The organism is Rhodococcus sp. ACS1 (assembly GCF_002300155.1).
Classification (GTDB): Bacteria; Actinomycetota; Actinomycetes; order Mycobacteriales; family Mycobacteriaceae; genus Rhodococcus_F; species Rhodococcus_F koreensis.
The window spans coordinates 336067-354636 of the sequence record NZ_NSDZ01000004.1 but is presented as its reverse complement, the minus strand read 5'-3'; the positions used below and the strand labels follow the sequence as shown (position 1 = coordinate 354636).

18 protein-coding genes are annotated in these 18570 nt (G+C 65.7%); 2 read left to right on the top strand and 16 right to left on the bottom strand.

The features are described from left to right. Window positions 1-52 precede the first annotated feature (52 nt). From CJ179_RS13955 to CJ179_RS13895, 13 genes are all read right to left on the bottom strand, one after another. Window positions 53-1579, bottom strand: a complete 1527-nt coding sequence (locus tag CJ179_RS13955; protein ID WP_179377589.1) for an ABC transporter substrate-binding protein — start codon at window positions 1577-1579, stop codon at window positions 53-55. A gap of 71 nt (window positions 1580-1650) precedes the next feature. Beyond that, window positions 1651-2523, bottom strand: a complete 873-nt coding sequence (locus CJ179_RS13950; RefSeq protein ID WP_257015501.1) for an ATP-binding cassette domain-containing protein — start codon at window positions 2521-2523, stop codon at window positions 1651-1653. Then, window positions 2516-3535, bottom strand: coding sequence for an ABC transporter ATP-binding protein (locus tag CJ179_RS13945; RefSeq protein WP_257015500.1), 1020 nt, complete (start codon window positions 3533-3535; stop codon window positions 2516-2518). Before CJ179_RS13945 ends, CJ179_RS13950 begins: the two co-directional genes overlap by 8 nt. Continuing rightward, entirely contained in the window at window positions 3532-4419 is an 888-nt protein-coding gene (locus tag CJ179_RS13940; RefSeq protein ID WP_095861941.1) for an ABC transporter permease, read from the bottom strand. The genes CJ179_RS13945 and CJ179_RS13940 overlap by 4 nt, the downstream gene beginning before the upstream one ends. Beyond that, window positions 4416-5351, bottom strand: coding sequence for an ABC transporter permease (locus CJ179_RS13935; protein WP_179377588.1), 936 nt, complete (start codon window positions 5349-5351; stop codon window positions 4416-4418). Before CJ179_RS13935 ends, CJ179_RS13940 begins: the two co-directional genes overlap by 4 nt. Window positions 5352-5507: 156 nt before the next feature. Beyond that, entirely contained in the window at window positions 5508-6488 is a 981-nt protein-coding gene (locus CJ179_RS13930) for an NADPH:quinone oxidoreductase family protein (protein WP_095861939.1), read from the bottom strand. A gap of 85 nt (window positions 6489-6573) precedes the next feature. Further along, a complete protein-coding gene (locus CJ179_RS13925) occupies window positions 6574-7317 on the bottom strand; it encodes an SDR family NAD(P)-dependent oxidoreductase (protein WP_179377587.1) in 744 nt (247 codons plus the stop codon). After that, window positions 7314-8618 carry an acyl-CoA dehydrogenase family protein gene (locus CJ179_RS13920; protein ID WP_095861938.1) on the bottom strand — a complete coding sequence of 435 codons (1305 nt, stop codon included), beginning with the start codon at window positions 8616-8618 and terminating at the stop codon, window positions 7314-7316. The genes CJ179_RS13925 and CJ179_RS13920 overlap by 4 nt, the downstream gene beginning before the upstream one ends. 56 nt (window positions 8619-8674) lie before the next feature. Further along, window positions 8675-9331: a TetR/AcrR family transcriptional regulator gene (locus tag CJ179_RS13915; protein ID WP_095861937.1), complete on the bottom strand. Its 657-nt coding sequence runs from the start codon at window positions 9329-9331 to the stop codon at window positions 8675-8677. 41 nt (window positions 9332-9372) lie between these two features. Beyond that, window positions 9373-10395 (bottom strand): phosphotransferase family protein, encoded by a 1023-nt coding sequence (locus CJ179_RS13910; RefSeq protein WP_095861936.1) that lies wholly within the window; start codon window positions 10393-10395, stop codon window positions 9373-9375. Window positions 10396-10543: 148 nt separating this feature from the next. Continuing rightward, window positions 10544-12160: an AMP-binding protein gene (locus CJ179_RS13905; RefSeq protein WP_095861935.1), complete on the bottom strand. Its 1617-nt coding sequence runs from the start codon at window positions 12158-12160 to the stop codon at window positions 10544-10546. Further along, window positions 12157-12882 (bottom strand): tyrosine-protein phosphatase, encoded by a 726-nt coding sequence (locus tag CJ179_RS13900; RefSeq protein ID WP_095861934.1) that lies wholly within the window; start codon window positions 12880-12882, stop codon window positions 12157-12159. Before CJ179_RS13900 ends, CJ179_RS13905 begins: the two co-directional genes overlap by 4 nt. Then, entirely contained in the window at window positions 12879-13400 is a 522-nt protein-coding gene (locus CJ179_RS13895; RefSeq protein ID WP_095861933.1) for a DoxX family protein, read from the bottom strand. Before CJ179_RS13895 ends, CJ179_RS13900 begins: the two co-directional genes overlap by 4 nt. A gap of 148 nt (window positions 13401-13548) precedes the next feature. Between CJ179_RS13895 and CJ179_RS13890 the strand changes: the two genes are divergently transcribed. Further along, the gene (locus tag CJ179_RS13890; RefSeq protein ID WP_095861932.1) at window positions 13549-14313 is read left to right on the top strand and encodes an SDR family NAD(P)-dependent oxidoreductase; all 765 of its coding nucleotides are present in this window, start codon (window positions 13549-13551) and stop codon (window positions 14311-14313) included. Window positions 14314-14432: 119 nt separating this feature from the next. Here the strand turns inward: CJ179_RS13890 and CJ179_RS13885 are convergent, their stop codons facing one another. Then, window positions 14433-15239: an enoyl-CoA hydratase/isomerase family protein gene (locus CJ179_RS13885; protein ID WP_095862669.1), complete on the bottom strand. Its 807-nt coding sequence runs from the start codon at window positions 15237-15239 to the stop codon at window positions 14433-14435. A gap of 108 nt (window positions 15240-15347) precedes the next feature. Between CJ179_RS13885 and CJ179_RS13880 the strand changes: the two genes are divergently transcribed. After that, window positions 15348-16403, top strand: a complete 1056-nt coding sequence (locus CJ179_RS13880) for an acyl-CoA dehydrogenase family protein (RefSeq protein WP_095861931.1) — start codon at window positions 15348-15350, stop codon at window positions 16401-16403. Window positions 16404-16579: 176 nt separating this feature from the next. Here the strand turns inward: CJ179_RS13880 and CJ179_RS13875 are convergent, their stop codons facing one another. Beyond that, window positions 16580-17380 (bottom strand): crotonase/enoyl-CoA hydratase family protein, encoded by an 801-nt coding sequence (locus tag CJ179_RS13875; protein WP_095861930.1) that lies wholly within the window; start codon window positions 17378-17380, stop codon window positions 16580-16582. Window positions 17381-17403: 23 nt separating this feature from the next. Next, window positions 17404-18558, bottom strand: coding sequence for a thiolase family protein (locus CJ179_RS13870; RefSeq protein WP_095861929.1), 1155 nt, complete (start codon window positions 18556-18558; stop codon window positions 17404-17406). Window positions 18559-18570 lie beyond the last annotated feature (12 nt).

The following is an 18570-nucleotide window of genomic DNA, read 5'->3' as shown; positions in this document are numbered from 1 at the left end:
CCAGTGAATGGACCCCCGGGCCGTGAATCCACGGCCCGGGGGTCCGACTGTGTTACCCGGAGACCGTCAGGTACCGCGGGTCGTACGGCCCGATTGTCCTGGCGTAGTCCATCTCGGCACTGAAGTTGCCAACCTTGTCGCTCATCACCCAGGGAGCGGTCGACCACGTCAGCGGTGCGCCCCACGCTTCCTCGACGAGGTATCTGTTGAGCTCGACCGAGGAGGCCTCGCGTTCTTGCCGGCTACGACGCGGATCGGTGGCATCGGTCAGCATCTTCTCGTATTCGGGAGTCACACCCGCCGGGTTGGTCCGGGGCCCCCAACGGTAGTTGGAACCAGCGGTGAAGCCGGTCCCCATCGTCGAGACCTGCACCATGGCCGATGCCTCACCACGGCTGAAGGACTGCGGGCCCTCGAGTCCGTCTTTCACGATCGGCGTCATCTTGATGCCGGCCTTCGCGAACTGCTCCTGCAGAACGTCGGCCACACCCGGAGTGACCGTGTTGACAACGATGACCCGGCCCAGGTCGATCCCGTCCGGGTGACCGGCCTCGGCGAGCAGTTTCTTGGCCCGCTCGGGGTCGTAACTGTAGATGCCTTCGAGCGACGCGTCGTAGCCCGGCAGGCCGGCGCGCGAGTACTGATAGCGGGCGTCGGAGCCGGGGAAGAGCGCAGCGACGATTTCCTGACGGTTGTATGCGTAGTTGATCGCCTTCCGCACCCTCACGTCATCGAGTGGCGCCGTGTTCCGGTTCAGGAAGAGTTCCACGCCGGTGCCGCTCGGGATGTTCACGGTGACCAGCCCTTTGCGGCCGTCGAGGGCTGCGACGGTACCGGGCACGAACAGGCCCAGATCGATCTGGCCACCGGCCATGGCATTGGTGAACGCCTGGGCGTCGGGAATGGCCTCGTACTCGATGCGCGCGATTTTCGCAGCGTTTTTGTCCCAGTAGTCCGTGCGATCGCGAACGATGACGAGTTTCTCTCCGGGAGCGAAGCTGTCAACCGAATATGCGCCCGAGCCATTGGTCTCGACAGCCGGGTTGCCGTGGGCAATCAGATCGGGATGCATGATGAAGCCGGCCATCTCGGCCAGAATGTACGGCACGACGTCGGTAGGGTTCGCCAGCGTGAGCGTGACCTGATAGGGGCCGGTAACGGCGACGTCGACAACCGGTTTCATCCGTGACTTCACCGAGGGGCTGTCGAGCGTGCGAGCCCGGTCCAGGTTGACCTTCACGACGTCCCCGTCAACGGGCGAGCCGTCGCGGAAGGTCGCATCCTCTCGCAGGTCGAGAACGAGCGCCAAACCGTCCTCGGAGTACGAGTAGTTCTCGACCAGCATGCCTTCGGCGGTTCCGTCCGCTTTCACGGTGAACAGCCGGTCGTAGATCATGTTGAGACCGAATCTGAATGTCACGATCTCACTGGTCGCCATGTGCGGGTCGAGGGTTTGGGTCCCGGTGGTCCATCCGGTCCTCAGAGTTGCCTCCGTGTTCGGGCTACCCGAACCGCCCGAACCGGAGTCGGTGGAACCGCAGGACGCGAGCAACCCCACTGCGAGGAGTGCGGCAGCCACACGGATCGTGCGCCGTAGAAACATAGTGAGCCTTTCTTCCGGGAACACTTGGGTCGCCGCTCGATACGACCTCACGACGGAGCAGGGCGAAATGTCCGCCTGCTCGGGTGCGACGCCGGAATCGCCGACAGCAGCGTGCGGGTGTACTCCTGCGTGGGGTTCGCGAACAGCGCAGCGGCATCCTCGCACTCGACGAGCTCCCCCCGCTTCATCACGGCGATGCGGTCGGCGATGACGCGCACGAGCGACATGTCGTGAGAGATGAACAAGTAGGCGAGATTTCGCTCCTCCTGCAGTTCGCGCAGCAGGTTGACGACATGCGACCGGATGGACATGTCCAGCGCGGCGACGGGCTCGTCGCACACTACGATCTCGGGATCGGTCACGAGAGCGCGGGCAATGGCAACGCGTTGCAGTTGGCCACCGGACATCTCGTACGGATAGCGCTCGAGATGATGCGAGGTCAACCCGACCCGGTCCAGCAGCGTCGCGACACGCTTGGCACGATCGGCTGCGCTGTAGCCACCCTGGGCGAGCATCGGTTCGGCAATCGAATACCGGATCTGAGCACGGGGATTGAGCGACTTGAACGGATCCTGGAAGATCATCGTCGCCCGGGTTCTGATCTTGCGGAGGTCGGACGCACCCATCGCGGTGATGTCGTCACCGAGCACCGTGATCGACCCCGACGTGGGCTCGATCAGTCGCAGCGCCAACCGGCCGACAGTCGACTTGCCCGCACCGGACTCGCCGACGAGTGCGAGCGTCTCACCACGCCGCACCTCGAAGCTCACTCCCCGTACCGCTTCGACGGATTCGGCAATCCGCCCGAGCAGGTTGCGTCTGGCCGGGTACGACTTCGTCAGTCCCTCGACGGCCAGTGCTGTGTCGTGAATGCCTGATCGGACACGGTTGCGTGCACCGGTCATGGTGGTGTCAGTCATAGAATGCGTCCTCCAGCGAGATCTCGCCGGTGCGGACGCAGCGCGCGAGATGATCGGGTCCGGTAGCCGAGAGCGGGATGGGACCATCGGTGCACGCGTCCTTCACGTACGGGCAGCGAGGAGCGAACCGACAGGAATCCACGAACTCGTGCGGGGGTGGCACTCGTCCGGGTATGACGCCCATCTTCTCGGCATGCCGTACCGGGTCGGGCATGGCGTGTAGGAGCCCGGCGGTATAGGGGTGCCGCGGATTGTCGAACAGTTCGAGGATGGGCGCATCCTCGACGATTCGGCCCGCGTACATCACTGCCGCCCGGTCGCACACTTCCGCGACAACACTGAGGTCATGGGTGATGAGCAGGACACCGAGACCGAGCTCTCGTTGGAGTTCGTGAATCAGGCCGAGCACCTGCCGCTGCACGGTCACGTCCAGCGCGGTGGTCGGCTCATCGGCGATCAGTACGTCCGGGTCACACGACAGTGCCATCGCCAGCATGACGCGCTGGCACATGCCTCCGCTGAACTCGTGCGGGTAGGCGTGAACTCGCTTCGCCTGTTCGGGGATCCCGACGCGGTCGAACAGTTCGACGGCACGCGCCCATGCGTCCTTTCTCGAACACTTGCGGTGCCGCCGCACCGCTTCGGCGACCTGGTCACCGACCCGGAACGCAGGGTTGAGACTGCGGCGCGGTTCCTGGAAGATCATCGCGACCTCGGCGCCGCGAACCTGGTCGAGTTCTGTCTCCGACAATGTGTTCAGGTCGCGGTCGTTGACAACGGTGGAGCCGGATGTGCGTGCGTTGCGGGCCAGCAGGCGCATGATCGCGAGCGACGTGACGGTCTTGCCGGAACCTGATTCTCCGACCAGTCCCACGGTTTCGCCTCTGCGCACACTGAACGTGACGTCGTCGACGATCCGCGTCCAGCCGTGATCTGGCGTCTCGAAGTCGACGCACAACCCGTCGACCCGAAGGACCGTATCCTGCATCAGCGCGTCCGTAGTGACCGTCATGCCTTGCTCCCGCCCTGGCTGCCCACCGCGTCGCGAAGGCTGTCACCGAACAGCGACAGCAGCAGGATCGAGACGACGATCATCACGCTGGACGGAACGATGGTCCAACTGTTGATCGCGAGGTTGTCGAATCCCTCCTTCACCATCGAGCCCCAACTCGCGGTCGGCGGTTGAACACCGAGGCCGAGGAAGCTGAGACCGGATTCCGCGACGATCGCAACGGAAACTCCGAAGGAGATCTGAACAAGCATGGGCGAGAATATATTCGGCGCCACGTGGCGCGTCATGATCCGGGCCGGACCGGCACCACCGGAGCGAGCGGCTTCCACGAAGTCCTCGCTGATCACTTCCCTCGTACTGACCCGCACCAGCCGGTAGAACCGGGGTGCGAGCAGCACACCGACCGCGATCATCGCGTTGGTCAGGCTCGGTCCGAGTGCACCGACGATGGCCACCGCGAACAGCAACGGCGGCAGCGACATCAGCACGTCGAAGACGCGACTGGTCACGGAGTCGAGGGCGCCGCCCAGGTAGCCGGCGAGCAGCCCGAAACCGGCACCGACGACGAGACCGATACTGACCGCCAGGGTGGCGGCGGCCAGGTCGACTCCGGTGGCAACCATGAGCCGGCTGAGAATGTCTCGGCCGACTGCATCGGTGCCGAGCCAATACTGGCCGCTCGGACTCTCGAGCCTGCGCAGCAGGTCCTGCGCCGTCGGATCCTTCGGCGTCCAGAACTGGGCCAGAATGCCGATGAACACCAGGAGCATCAGGCCGACGAGGCAGATCATCCCGACCCGATCCTGCAGGAGACGCCTGACCGTCCGGCCGGGCGTGTACCCGAACATCTTCCTGGTGCGCTTCGCCTTCGTCACTATGGTCATCTGTTTCGAATCCTCGGGTTCAGGTAGCCGTACGAGATGTCGACCAGCAAGGTCACGAGCAGAACGATCACGCCGCTCACCAGGACGACACCCTGCATCGTCGGGATGTCACGGTTGATGACGGCGGTGACACCGAGCTGACCGAAACCCTGGATGTTGAAGATCGCCTCGACGATCACGGCAGCACCGACGACGCGTCCGACGTTCAGCCCGAGCACGGTGATGTAGGGAACCGCGGCGTTCTTCGCGGCGTGCTTGCCCACGAGCATCATCTTGCTCAGGCCCTTCGCACGGGCGGTCCGAATGTAGTCCTGCTCGAGTGCGTCGATCATTCCGCCGCGGGCCTGCCGGACGAGTTCGGCGAGGCTGATGCTCGCAATGGCGACGGCAGGGAGCGTTGCGTACATCAGCCACTCGCTCAGCCCGTCACTCAGCGGTGCATATCCGGTGGGAGGGAAGAGCTGTAGACCGTCCAGAGCAAACCACTTCACCAGGATCGCAGCAAGGACGAAGGGAGGTACGGCGAGAATGAACACCGAAGTGCCGGTGAGGAGCCGGTCGAACGCGCTGTCGCGTTTGACGGCGGCGAGGATTCCGAGCGGGATGCTCAGGATCACCACCATGAGCATCGCGAACAGGCCGATGGAGAGTGTCCTCGGAAGCCGGCGGGCGATGATGTCCGTGACGGGCTCGTTGGTGGAGAACGACACTCCGAGGTCGCCGTGCAGCGCGTTCCACACGTACGTCAGATACTGGTGCCATACCGGTTGGTCGAGCCCGAGACGTACCCGGACCGCCTCGACGGCCTCCGGTGAGGCCTCCGCACCGGCGATGATCGCGGCCGGGTCTCCCGGTGCGATTTCGACGAGCAGAAACACGATGATCGTCAGGATCAGAAGCATCGGCAGGACCGCCAGTAGTCGTGATGCCATGAACCTCAACATGAAAGACCCTTCGTCCGGCCATGCGTGAAGTGTGGATACAAGACACGAATTCGAATGCAAACGGGGAACGCCAACCGAGGCCGATTCCCGCGGTGCACCCAATAGTGAGGTACATCACTTAGATTGTCAATCTAACTTAGTCATCTAGGTATTCGCGCTCATGTCGATGACAATCTTTCCGGTGGTTCGTCGCTCGGCCACACGGGTCAATGCGAGCGGTGCCTCGTCGAGTGAGTAGACCTCGGAGACGAACGGCTTCATTCCCTGCGCGACCAGTCGCTCAATCTCTCCGCGCCCCTTGTCCACCGCGTCGGGAAGGTGGGATGCCAGCGTCCGGATCTCGAAGCCACGCACGATCGCACCCTTGAGGAGCACCAGGTTCAGCGGAATCCGCGGAATGTCGCCCTGCGCGAACCCGACGGAAACGAACCGCCCGCCCCACGCGATTGCTCGGAGCGCCTGCTCCGAGTAGGAGCCACCCACCGGATCGATCACCACGGCGGCGCCCGTTCCGGTGATCTCCTTGATGCGCTGTTTCAGGTCCTCGGTGTCGTAGGCGATCGTTTCCACCGCCCCCATCGAACGGCAGGCCTCGGCCCGCTCCGGAGTTGACACCGCGGCAATCACTTTGCCGCCCAAGCGAGTCGCGATGTCGATGGCCGCGCTCCCGACACCGCCTGCCGCACCGAGGATCACCACCCATTCTCCGGGCTCGAGCCCTCCGAAGGTCGTCACCGCGTGGTAGGCGGTTCGGTAGGTGACGTTGAACGCCGCCGCATGGACCATGTCCAGGCCCGCAGGGACTGGGGACAGTGCGGTCCGCGCGACCGTGATCCGCTCCGCGAAGGCACCGGACAGCACAGTTCCCATCACCGCGTCTCCGGGAGCGAGGTCGTCGACTTCCGGGCCTACCGACAGCACCCGTCCGGCGAATTCGCTACCGGCGGTGAACGGTGTCGGCACCGATAACTGGTAACGATCGGCCGCGATGAGGACGTCCGGGAAGTTCACCGAAGCCGCCTCGACGCCCACCACGACCTCACCGGTGCCCGCGACCGGGTCGGGCACCTCACGGATCACGATCGTGTCCGGCTTTCCGTGCACTTCACACCGCGCTGCGCGCATGTTGGAACCTTCCTGCTGGTGAATGGGGCTTGCCGTGAGGAGAAGTCGGAAGTCAGCGCGCCCCGCTGCGTACCGGCGCCTGCGGTCAGTACAGACCGCCGTCGACGCGGATCAGCGACGCCGTCGTGTAGCTCGAAGCCGGGCTCGCCAGGTACAGCGCGGTCGTGACGATCTCGTCGGGCCGTCCCGGCCGACCGATCGCACTCTGCGTCCTCTCCCGCTTCTCCGGCGCCCACGCCTTGGAGATGTCGGTCAGGAACGGGCCCGCGGAGATGGTGTTGACGCGGACCTTCGGCCCGAACTCGCGCGCGAACGCCCCGGTCACCGCGTTGAGCGCGGCCTTCGCCCCCGCGTAGGGGCCGAAGCGTGGCTGGGGGAAGATCGCGCCCGAGGACGAGATGTTGATGATCGAGCCGCCGTCCCCGGCGGCCATGCGCTCACCGACCAGCGACGTCAGGCGGAAGGGACCCTTGAAGTTGACGCCGATCACCTTGTCGAACAGTTCTTCGGTGGTCTCGGCCGACGACGGTGCGACCGGGGACATGCCCGCATTGTTGACCAGGACGTCGACCCGGCCGAACACCTCGTACGCCAGGTCCACCAACGCGTCGATCTCGTCCCACCTGCCGACGTGGCAGCTGACCGGAAGTGCCGTGCGGCCGAGCGCCTCGACCTGGCGAGCGACCTCCGCGCAGGCGTCCGCCTTCCGGCTGGTGACGACGACGTCGGCACCCGCCTCGGCGAATGCCAGCACCATTTCGCGGCCCAGCCCCCGACTGCCACCGGTCACGAGAGCCACCTTGCCGGCAAGCGAGAAGTGATCGATCACGCGATTCCGTGCTCCTCGAGGACGGCGGCGTGCTTGACCTTCGCCGCGGCCAGTCGCGTCGGGATGTGCTCGGTCGGGAACAGGTTCTCGGTGGGCTCGTAGTTCGCGAGCACACCACGGGCGACGGCGACCTTGTGCACCTCGGTCGGGCCGTCCGCGAGGCCCATCGAGATGACACCGGTCCACCAGATGTGCAGCGGCGTCTCGATGGTGCTGCCGAGCGAGCCGTGCAGCTGGATCGCACGGTGAATGATGTCGTGGTACACCTTCGCCATCGCGACCTTGCACATGGCGATGTAGGTGCGTGCTGCCCCGTGCGGCTGGGTGTCGATGATCCACGCGGTCTTGAGGACCAGCAGGCGGTACTGCTCGAGCTCGATTGCCGAGTCGGCGATGAACTGCTGCACCAACTGCTTCTTGGCGAGGACCTCACCCTGGGTGCGGCGGGAGAGCGCACGCTCGCCCATCATGTCCAGCGCGCGCTGGCATTTGCCGACGGTCCGCATCGCGTGATGGACCCGGCCACCGCCGAGCCTGGCCTGCGCCACCTCGAAGCCCTGCCCGGGACCACCGAGGATCGCATCCGCCGGGACGCGGACGTCGTTGTACCGAATGTACGCGTGGGTACCCTCGTCGAGCTCCTCGCGATCGCCCATCACGGAGACGTTGCGGACGATCTCGATGCCCGGAGTCTCGGCAGGCACAACGAACATCGACATGCGGCGATACGGGGATGCCTCGAGGTCCGTCACCGCCATCACGATAAGGAAGGAGGCGTACCGCGCGTTCGACGAGAACCACTTCTCGCCGCTGATGACCCACTCGTCGCCGTCCTTGCGTGCCGCGCAGACGAATTCCTTCGGGTCCGAACCCGCCTGCGGCTCCGTCATCGAGAAGGACGACACGATGTCACCGTCGAGGAGCGGCTGCAGGTACTTCGCCTTCTGCTCCTCGGTGCCGAACATGGCGAGGATCTCGGCATTGCCCGTGTCCGGTGCGGCGGTGCCGAAGACCGTGGGCGCCCACATGGATCGACCCAGCACCTCGTTCAGCAGGGCGAGCTTGATCTGCCCGTATCCCTGCCCGCCGAGCTCCGGACCCAGGTGGCAGGCCCACAGGCCCTGCTCCTTCACCCGCTCGCGGAGCGGCGCGAGAATCGCTCGAGCAGCCTTGTTCTCGGTGTTGTAGGGCTGGCCGAGATGAGGGAACAAGAGGTCGAGGGGTTCACACTCTTCTCGAACGAACTTGTCCGCCCAGTCGAGCTTCTCCTGAAACTCGGCGTCAGTCTGGAATTCCCACATCGTATGTTTCCTTTACGGTTTCGCGCATCGCGATGCGACGCGGTGTACTACGAACCTCAGTGTGCGGTGATCGCACCGAAGCAGAAGCGCAGCAGGTGCGCCCGGACCTCCTCGGTAGGTTGCTCCCCCGATTCGAGATAGGTTGTCGTCAGCCCCATCACCAGCGTGTGGACGAACATGGCCGTGCGCTCGGCGTCCGCGACCCCGCTCTCGTCGAGAACCTGGCCGAGCAGTTCCCGGATCCGGGTGTGGCCGACCGGTTCGATCTCGCTCTTCGTTCTCGCGATCTGCCCCATGTTCCAGATGATCACCCGACTGAGCTCGGACAGTGCCCGGTCCTCGATCTGCGCCAGGACCCCGTCGATCCACGCGGCCAGCCGCGCCTCGAGCCCGGACTGCTCGAGCACCCGATGCTCGAGGTAGGCGTGGATCTTCAGCAACCCCTGCTCGTAGGTCGCGACAATGACGTCGTCGCGACCGCGGAAGTTCCGGTAGAACGCCTGGTTGGACATTCCCGCTGCACCGACGATCTCCGCGATCCTGGGTTGTTCGGTACACCCGTTGCGCAGCATCACCGACTGTGCCGCTCGGATCAGAACATTGACCTCGTCGTCGTAGGAGGCCTGCCTGCGCGGCGTCGGCACGCGGCGCAGCTGACGACCGCCCGGGATCACCGGTGGAGCATCGTTCTGTCCGGGCACGGTCTCTGTCATCGGATCAACTCGTTCCAGCAATCAGGGCAGCAGCGACCGGGTCAGTATCCGATGAACTCGAGCGCTTCGGTCAGCAGGCCGGGCAGCGCCGGTTCCATCCTCTGGAATGCGGGGCTCAAGGTTCCCCGCCTGCGCGCACGCTTGATCAGCAGTGCGGTGGCAGCCGCTTCCTTGTACCGGGTCAGCGCGTGGAACCACTCGATGTCCTCGACGGTGCGACCCAGCGTCTCCTCGTAGGTCGTCGTGACCTCCGCGACCGTCGGTGTGCCGCAGGGCTCGTCGAAGGCGGCAGCCGGGTGCCGAACCTCGTCGGTGAAGTAGGTGAGCCACGTCAGATCGATGCGCGGGTCACCGACGGACCAGATCTCCCAATCGATGATCGCCGTGACGCGATCACCGTCACACAGGGTGTTGCCCAAGCGGTAGTCGCCGTGATTGACAACCGGTGGTGCCGGTGCGGGCATTGTGGCGTACAGCGCCTTGGCGCAGGTCGGGTAGTCCCCCCGGAGATCATCCGGGATGGTCTCGAAAGCCCGCGTCCATCTGTCGATTTCGTCTGACAGTGAGAGGACGGGCTCATCCCCCAGGCCGATGTCGGCAGGGCTCACCGAATGGAGGTGCCCCAGCATCCGCGCGGCGTCGAGGTACCGCGCGCGCGTCTGCGCCCGGGTCGCCTCGTCGCGCGGACGGTCCGCGACCAGGAGCGGCTCCACACATTCCCCGGGGACCATCTCCATCGCCACGAACGGGGGGCGGGCGGCATCCTCGAAGTGGACCGCCGGTGCGGCGACACCCGGAACGCTCTGCAGCGCCCTCATGACGCGACCCTGGCGGATCACGTCCCTGTTACGGACCGGTTCGAGCCCAGGAGGGGCGACCTTGAGGACGACCGACTCCGCCTTGCCGCCATCGGAGACGTCGGCGATGAAGGTCAGGCTCGAGGTTCCGCCGGTGAGCGGGCGCACGTTGTCGACCTGGAGACCCGGCCGCCATTGACGTCCGGCCACGGCAGCTCGAAGGCCGATGTCGGCAATGAGGTCCGAGTGCTCGGTTTCCTTCGTCATGTGGATCCTTCGCTTGAAGACGAGCAAAAGTGAGATTGTGATTCTGGGAACATAATTCTGAGTACCTGCCGCGGCGTCAACACTTCGTTCCACTGAACGGATCGCTCGGAACCTGCGTCAGCTCAACGAAACCCGGTGATATCGCGAATTACCCGACTTGAAAGTGCGCAACGCGCAGGTCCGCCTTGCGCACCTTCCCGAGTGCGGTACGAGGCAGTTCGTCGACGACGACCAGCCGCTCGGGTGTCTTCTGCCTGGCCAGTCCCGATTTCTCGAAGTGCACTCGAAGCTCGTCGAGGCCGAGCCGGGCACCCGGTCCGACTACGACAACCGCTGCGACCACCTCGCCGTAGCGCGGGTCCGGGGCTGCGACTACAGCCCCTTCGACAACTGCGGGATGGGTGACCAGCACATCCTCGACCTGACCGGAGGAGATCGTCTCACCCGCCCTGATCACCACGTCCTTGATCCGGTCGGTGATCGTCAGCCGACCGGCCGGGTCGAGATGTCCCAGGTCGCCGGTGCGCATCCAGCCGTCATCGGTGAACGCCTGCACGTCGAGCGCGCCGTCCCGGTAGCCGACGAACTGATCGGGCCCCTGAAGGACGACCTCACCGTCGACCCCGACCGGGACGTCGGCACCGCGGTCGTCGAGAATACGGACCCGAACACCCGCCATCGGAGCACCGTCGGTCCCCAGCCGCTCGGCCTCCGCCTCCCCGGCTCGACCGGACGTGGCGGTGGGATGTTCGGTCGAGCCGTAGCAGCGGAACGTCGATATTCCCGCGTGCGCTGCTCGCCGGACCAGACCTTCGGGAACCGTCGCCGCCCCGATCAGGAAGTCCGCCAGGGTGGCGAGCTTGGCCGCGACGTCGTCCACGTCCAAGAGGCCGGTGAGATGGAAAGGCGTGCCCGAGGTCGCGGTGACCCGATACTGCGAGATCAATTCTGCGGCGAGGGCGGGATCCCAACTCTCCATGTACACGGCACTGCGGCCGTGCACAAGGGGGCGCAACACACTGCTGACGCCCGCGATGTGTCCGGGCGGGAACGACACGAGCTGCACGGAATCAGCGCGGCCGCCGGATGCACCGGGGGCCGACCGCACTTCGGCGAGCAGCGAATTGTGGCTGTGCTGGACACCCTTCGGAGCAGCGGTGGTTCCCGACGTGTAGATGAGCAGAGCAATGTCGTCCGCATGCACAGCCGGCCGTACGTACTCCTCCGACATCGGCAGGCCGTCCCAGGAGAGCGTGCCTGCGGGAGCGTCGCCGACAATCACCACGTGCCGGAGCGACGGCAGCCCCGAATAGCTGTCGATCCGATCGCGGTAGTCGGTCCTCCGCCGGCGATCCGGCTGGATCAGCACCGTGGCTTCCGACTGCTCGAGGATGAACCGAACCTCGTTCGGCCCGTAGACGTGCACGATCGGGACGAGGATCGCGCCCGCCAGCAGCACGGCCGCGTAGGCCACCGACGCCTCGATACGATTGGGTAGCTGCACCGCCACGGCGTCCCCGGGGCCCACACCGAGCGCGAGCAGCGCCGCCGCCACCCGTTTCGCGGCCTGTCGAATCTCACCGATCGATGTCACCGTTCGGGCCCCGTCTGCCGCCGCGTACACGATCGGCGCGTCAGAGCCGACGGAGTCCTCGGACAGGACATCCACCCAGGTGCGGCGGCTGTAGTAACCCTCGCGATACCACCGCTCGACGAGTTCGCACGCCACAGCAGACCTGCCAGATCGAGTCGGTGGGCGAGTCATTTCTCCCCGCCTCCTCGCAGCCGGGCACGCCAGTTGTCGAGGTCGGCCGGATCCGCTCCGTTGTCGAGCATCCATTGGGCCGGCCCCCCGGGAGTTGCACTCAGTTGCTCGATGACCGGCTCGATCGCCTCAACCGGCGCATGCATGTACTTCTCCGGCAGCGGCGGCGAATCGCGCTTCCTCACACCGGCATCGATCCACCTCCGATGCAGGCTGTCCAATGCGTCCTCGCTACGAACGAAGTCCGCGACGACCGCCGTCGGTTCGACCCCCGCAGCGAGCAGCAGAACCGCGACAGCAACACCGGTTCGGTCCTTGCCTGCCGTGCAATGCACGAGCGTCGCGCCGCGCGAGCGGGAAACGGCCCGAAGTAGGTCACCCGCCCAGATCTCGCCGCAGTTCAGCATGCGTACGAACACCGCTGCCAGGTCGGTGGGCGCTGCGTCGGGCGCTGCAGCGTCGAACATCGGCACGTGGTGCACGACGGAATCCGGAGCCCACTGGTAGGCGAAGCGGGCGCGTTCTCGCACACCCCGAAGATCGACAATGCTTGCAGGCGGCCATGATTCGAGGTCTGGCACCGCGGAGTCACCCGGATACGGGGCATCCCCTCGATACAGGACGCCGGTCGCGGTCACCCCACCGCCGACGAGGGTCAATCCACCGATGTCACGCAGATTGACCAACCCCGGAGCATTGAATTCCGCCGCGTGCGCGCTCACGCAACGTCCGCCGGAAGATTTTCAAGCGCAGGCCGGTACGCAAGAGCGAGGAGCGCACCCGCGGCAGCCAGCCCGCCGACGACCGCGATCAGACCACCCACCCAGCCGGCGAAAAGATCGTGCCCGAACAGCAGATGATCGAGACTCGCAGCGCCGGGTCCGGCGATCGCGACGACCACCGCACCCACCGCTAGGACGAGGTTGTACTCCCACCCGTCCGAGACGATGAAGAAGCCCTTCCCGCGATGCACCGTCCACGCGGCAACGAACATCAGGGAGACGAACGCAGCGGCGGCGAAGGGAGTGAACAGGCCCAGCGCGAGCGCAATTCCTGCGGCGACCTCCGTGACTGCGGCGAGCCACGCATTGACCGGGCCGGGGCGCATTCCGATGCTCTCGAACCATCCAGCGGTTCCCGGAATCCGCCCTCCACGAAACAGTTTCCCGTATCCGTGTGCGGCCATCGTCAGCCCAAGACAGACCCGCAGGATCAACAAACCCGAGTCCACTGCATCCATTTCCACTCCGTCCGTCACGCGGGGTGAAGTCCGAGCGTCACCCACAGTAGACAAATATAACCTCTATAACTACGTTAGCAAACGGACTCTCGGGACGCTGGTTCGTTCGACCAGGTCCTCGCTCACACATCAGCGAAAGGCACAATCCATGGACCTCACCCACGCGTCGGCCGCGGTCACCGGCGGCGCCTCCGGCCTCGGCAGGGCGACCGCAGAGGCCTTCATCGCCCGCGGCGTACCGACGGTCATCGTCGACCTCCCGTCTTCGAACGGCGCGGCTGTCGCCAACGAGCTCGGCGACCTCGCAACGTTCATGCCCGCCGATGTCCGCGATCCCGAGGCCGTCGGGGCGGCACTCGCGGCGGCCGAACAGTCGGCGCCGTTGCGGGCCGTCGTTCACTGCGCCGGTCGCGGCGGCAAGGTGCGCCTGGTCAACAAGGACGGCACACCCGGCGACCTGGACCTGTACAAGCAGGTCATCGACACCAACCTCGTCGGCACCTTTACCGTGGCCAGCGTGGCCGCCGCCCGGATGGTCAGGAACGAACCGGTCGACGGCGAGCGCGGTGTCATCATCATGACCTCGTCCGTCGCCGCCTTCGAAGGCCAGATCGGCCAGGCCGCATACTCCTCCGCGAAGGCCGGCGTCGCGGGAATGACGATCGTCGCGGCACGCGACCTCGCACGCAAGCTCGTTCGCGTCGTCACGATCGCCCCCGGGACGTTCGAAACGCCCATCCTCGGCGGTCTGTCCGAGAAGGTGCGCGATTCACTCGCGTCCCAGGTTCCCCATCCCACCCGACTGGGCGATCCGGCCGAGTACGCGAAACTTGCGCTCGCCATCGTGGACAACGCGATGATCAACGGCGAGACGATCCGAATCGACGGCGCGATCCGGATGGCGCCGGTGTAAACACACGCCACGCCCCCGGCGTGCGCACGAATATGGGGACGGTGGGAGCGACTACGCTCCCACCGTCCCCATATTCCGTCTCCTTGTTCGTGCCCCACCTCGCGCGGGTCGCACGAGCGTCAGCCGGTAGCGCCCGACAGCGCCGCGCGCGCACCGAACACCGGGGTGCGCTTCTCGAGGAAGGCCGCCTTGGCCTCGGCGGCATCCTCGCCACCGATATTGTTGACCTGGGCCTGCGACTCGAGCCGCAGCGCCTGCTCCATGCTTCCGCCCTCGACAGCTGCGTTCAGCATTTGCTTCGTCAGCGACAACGCCCGAGCCGGGCCCGCGGCGAGGCGCTCGGCCATCGAATCGACCGTGATGTCGATCTCGGACGGTGCAACGATCCGCGTCACCAGGCCGAGATCCGCCGCCTCCTGCGCGGAGTACATGTCGCCGAAGTAGGCGATCTCCTTCGCCTTCTGTAGACCGACCAGCCGGGGGAGCAGCCAGGAGCCGCCCATGTCGACCGAAAGCGCACGACGAACGAAGATCTGCGAGAAGCGGGCCCGATCGGTTGCCACCACCAGGTCACACCCCAGGGCCAGGTTCCATCCCGCTCCGACGGCAACGCCGTCCACCTTCGCGATGGTGGGGATCGTCATGGCATGCAGCGTGCGAGCCGCTTCACTGGCGTCGGACATGAAGTCGAGCGTGTCCCCACCCGTCAGGCTCGCGAGATCGGCTCCGGAGCAGAAGTCGCCGCCGTCGCCGGTGAGCACCATGACACGGTCCGCGTGTGCCCGCTCGATAGACGTGAAGATCTCGGCCAGTTCGTGCCACATGGCCAGGTTCACGGCGTTCTTCTTCTCCGGGCGGGACATGACAACAGTCACGACACCGCCGCTACGCTCGACACGCAGAAACTCCACCGACGTTGCTCCCATCTTCCACACATCCACGATCGGCGCCGCCGACTCCGACACAGCGCACTAGCCGAAAAGCTAGTGCACATGGTTAACTACGTCAACAAGCACGATTCCTTGAGGAGTGTCATGGACTTCGCTCTGAGCGACGAGCAGGTTGCCCTTGCCGAGACCGAGCGCGCCTGGCTCGCCAAGAACGATCCCCTACTCGTCCGCCGACCGACGATCGACGACGGTCCCGCGCGGATCCCCCAGGGCGCGCTTCGCCACATCGCCGAATCCGGCACCATCGGCCTGCTCACGTCCGACCTGGGCGGCACCCACGTCGATCTACTCGTGCTGTGTGAAGAACACGGCCGCTCCGGAAGCTCGGTTCCTTTGGCGGAGTTGGCGATCGCCTGTCGCCTGCTCGAAGAGATCGGGCACCCCGCCCTCGAAGATGCCGCGTCGGGTGAATCCCTGACCGTACCCGCGGCCGGCTCGCTCGAGGCGCCGGCACTGCACGCCGACATCGAGGGAACCTCCCTCCGGCTGCACGGTACGACAGCCCCTGTCACCGGACTCGTCGACGCCCAGCGGGTTCTCGTCCTCGCATCGACCGCGGACGGCACGGAAGTGGCCGCTGTCGTCTCCGTCGACGCCGTCACCATCCGCACCCTCGAAACCCTCGACCTCACCCGATCGTGGGCGGTCGCCGATCTCGATCTCACGCTCGACACGGGCGAGTGGTCGGTCGTACCGGCAGGCACGCTGGCATTCACCCGGGACGAGCTCGCCACGTACCGCTCGACGGACGCCGTTGGAGCCGCGTCCCGGCTTCTCGACCTCACAGTGGAGTACGCCGGTCAGCGGACGCAGTTCGACCGGCCGATCGGCAGTTTTCAGGCAGTCAAGCATCACTGCGCCGACATGGCGCTCTCCGTCGAGGCATCCCGCGCGGCGTTGTGGGCCGCCGCTGTGGCGTTGGACGGCAACGACCTCGAGGTCCGCACGCGAGCGGTATCGGCGGCGGCGGCCTACGCGGGCGAGGGCACCAGCACGACCGCACAGACCGCGCTTCAGGTTCACGGCGGTATCGGGTTCACCTGGGAACACGACGTTCACCTCCTGATCCGCCGGATCAAGGTGGACGAACTCCTCGACGGATCGGTGAGGTACCACCGGCGCCGTGTGATCAGCGCCTGAGCGCAACGCATCCGCACGCAGAGAGGCGGGGTCCGGCAGAAGCCGGACCCCGCCTCTCTGCGTATTGCCCGACCCTGGAGTGCGAATTGTCGCCACCAGCGGAAACACGGCAGCGGCCCGGTCGGCAGTGGTCACACTGCCAACCGGGCCGACACCTCTGGCCTGTGGGCCTCGAATCAGCGGGCTTTCCAGACCGGCTCGCGCTTCTCCGCGAACGCGCGCGGGCCCTCCTTCGCGTCCTCACTGGTTGCGAGCTGGTTCCACTCGGCGTCCGACAGCGCCCACCGCGCGGTCTCCTCGACCTGCACGCCATCGATCACGCTGTAGGCGATGCGCTTGCTGGCCTGGACGGACAGCGGCGCGTTGACGGCAATCCGCTGCGCGAGATCGACCGCGGCCTCCACGACCTTGCCGGCCGACACGACCTGGTTGATCAGGCCGACCTCGAGGGCCCGCGCAGCGGTGATCGGATCGCCCGTGAAGATCATCTCCATCGCCAGACGCTGCGGAATCTGCACCGGAAGCCGGAAGACTCCACCCGCGCCCGCGAGGAGACCACGCTTGACCTCGGGAAGACCGAATGTCGCGTTCTCCGATGCGACGACGAGGTCCGCAGCCAAGGCCAACTCGGTACCACCACCGAGCGCGGTGCCGTTGACCGCGGCGATCGTCGGCTTGTCGGTGTACTTCTTCGCGAAGCCGGCAAAGCCCCACTCACGATGGCCCGGCGCATACACCGATTCGCCACGCGACAGAGCCTTGAGATCGGCACCCGCACAGAAGGACTTGTCGCCCGCGCCGGTGACAACGATTGCACGAACCTCGGCATTCGCGGCAGCCTCGTCCAAGGCGCCACCGACTCCGGCACTGACGGCCGAGTTCACGGCATTGCGCGCATCCGGCCGGTTGATCGTGATCACCATGACGTTGTCCACGCGCTCGACGAGCACCACGGATTCGTTGGATTCAGTCACCATATCTCCTTGTTCGATAGCAGATTTCAGTTGGCGTCGAGCAGTTCCAGGATGGTGGCGTTCGCCTGCCCGCCGCCCTCACACATCGTCTGGAGGCCGTAGCGCAGGTTGTTGACGCGCATGTGGTGAATCATGTCGGTGAGGATTCGACCACCTGATCCGCCGAGCGGATGCCCGAGAGCGATCGCTCCACCGTTCGGGTTGACCTTCGCCGGGTCCGCACCGATGTCCTTCAGCCACGCGAGCGGGACGCTCGCGAACGCCTCGTTGACCTCGAACACACCGATATCGTCGAGCGCAAGACCGGACTTGGCGAGAACCTTCTCGGTCGCCGGGATGGGAGCGGTCAGCATGATGACCGGGTCGTCACCGACGACGGCAACGGTGTGAATCCTCGCGATCGGAGTCAACCCGTACCGCGCTGCTGCCTCCTCGCTCATGATCAGCAACGCCGACGCGCCGTCAGAGATCTGAGAAGCGTTACCCGCGTGTATGACACCGTCTTCCTTGAACACGGCCTTGAGCTTGGCGAGCGACTCCTCGGTCGTACCGCGACGAATGCCTTCGTCCCGGGAGATCACAGTGCCGTCCGGAGTGGTGACGGGAATGATCTGGGCGTCGAACAACCCCGCGTCCTGCGCGGCGGCGGCGCGCCCGTGCGACTGGACCGCGAACTTGTCGAGGTCCGAACGGGTCAGTCCCCACTTCTCCGCAATCGCCTCGGCACCGACACCCTGGTTGGGCTTGATTCCGTTGTACCGCTCCATGAATGCGGGACTGTACGGCGATCCGTCGAAGGTACCGGCCGAACCCATCGGAACGCGGGACATGGACTCGACGCCGCCGGCGACGACGACATCGTAGTGTCCGGCCGCCACACTCGCGACGGCGAAATTGAGTGCCTGCTGCGACGAACCACACTGCCGGTCGACAGTCACACCTGGAACTGTCTCCGGCCAACCCGCCGCGAGCACCGCGTTGCGGGCGATGTCGTTGGCCTGGTCGCCGACCTGCTGCACACACCCCCAGATGACATCCTCCACAACGGAGGGATCGATCCCGACGCGCTCGACCAGTGCGTTGAGAACGACGGCGGACAGGTCGGCCGGGTGAACGGTGGACAAGCCGCCGTTGCGCTTGCCGACGGGGGTACGAACTGCTTCCACGATGACTGCGGTCATGCTGTGCTCCTT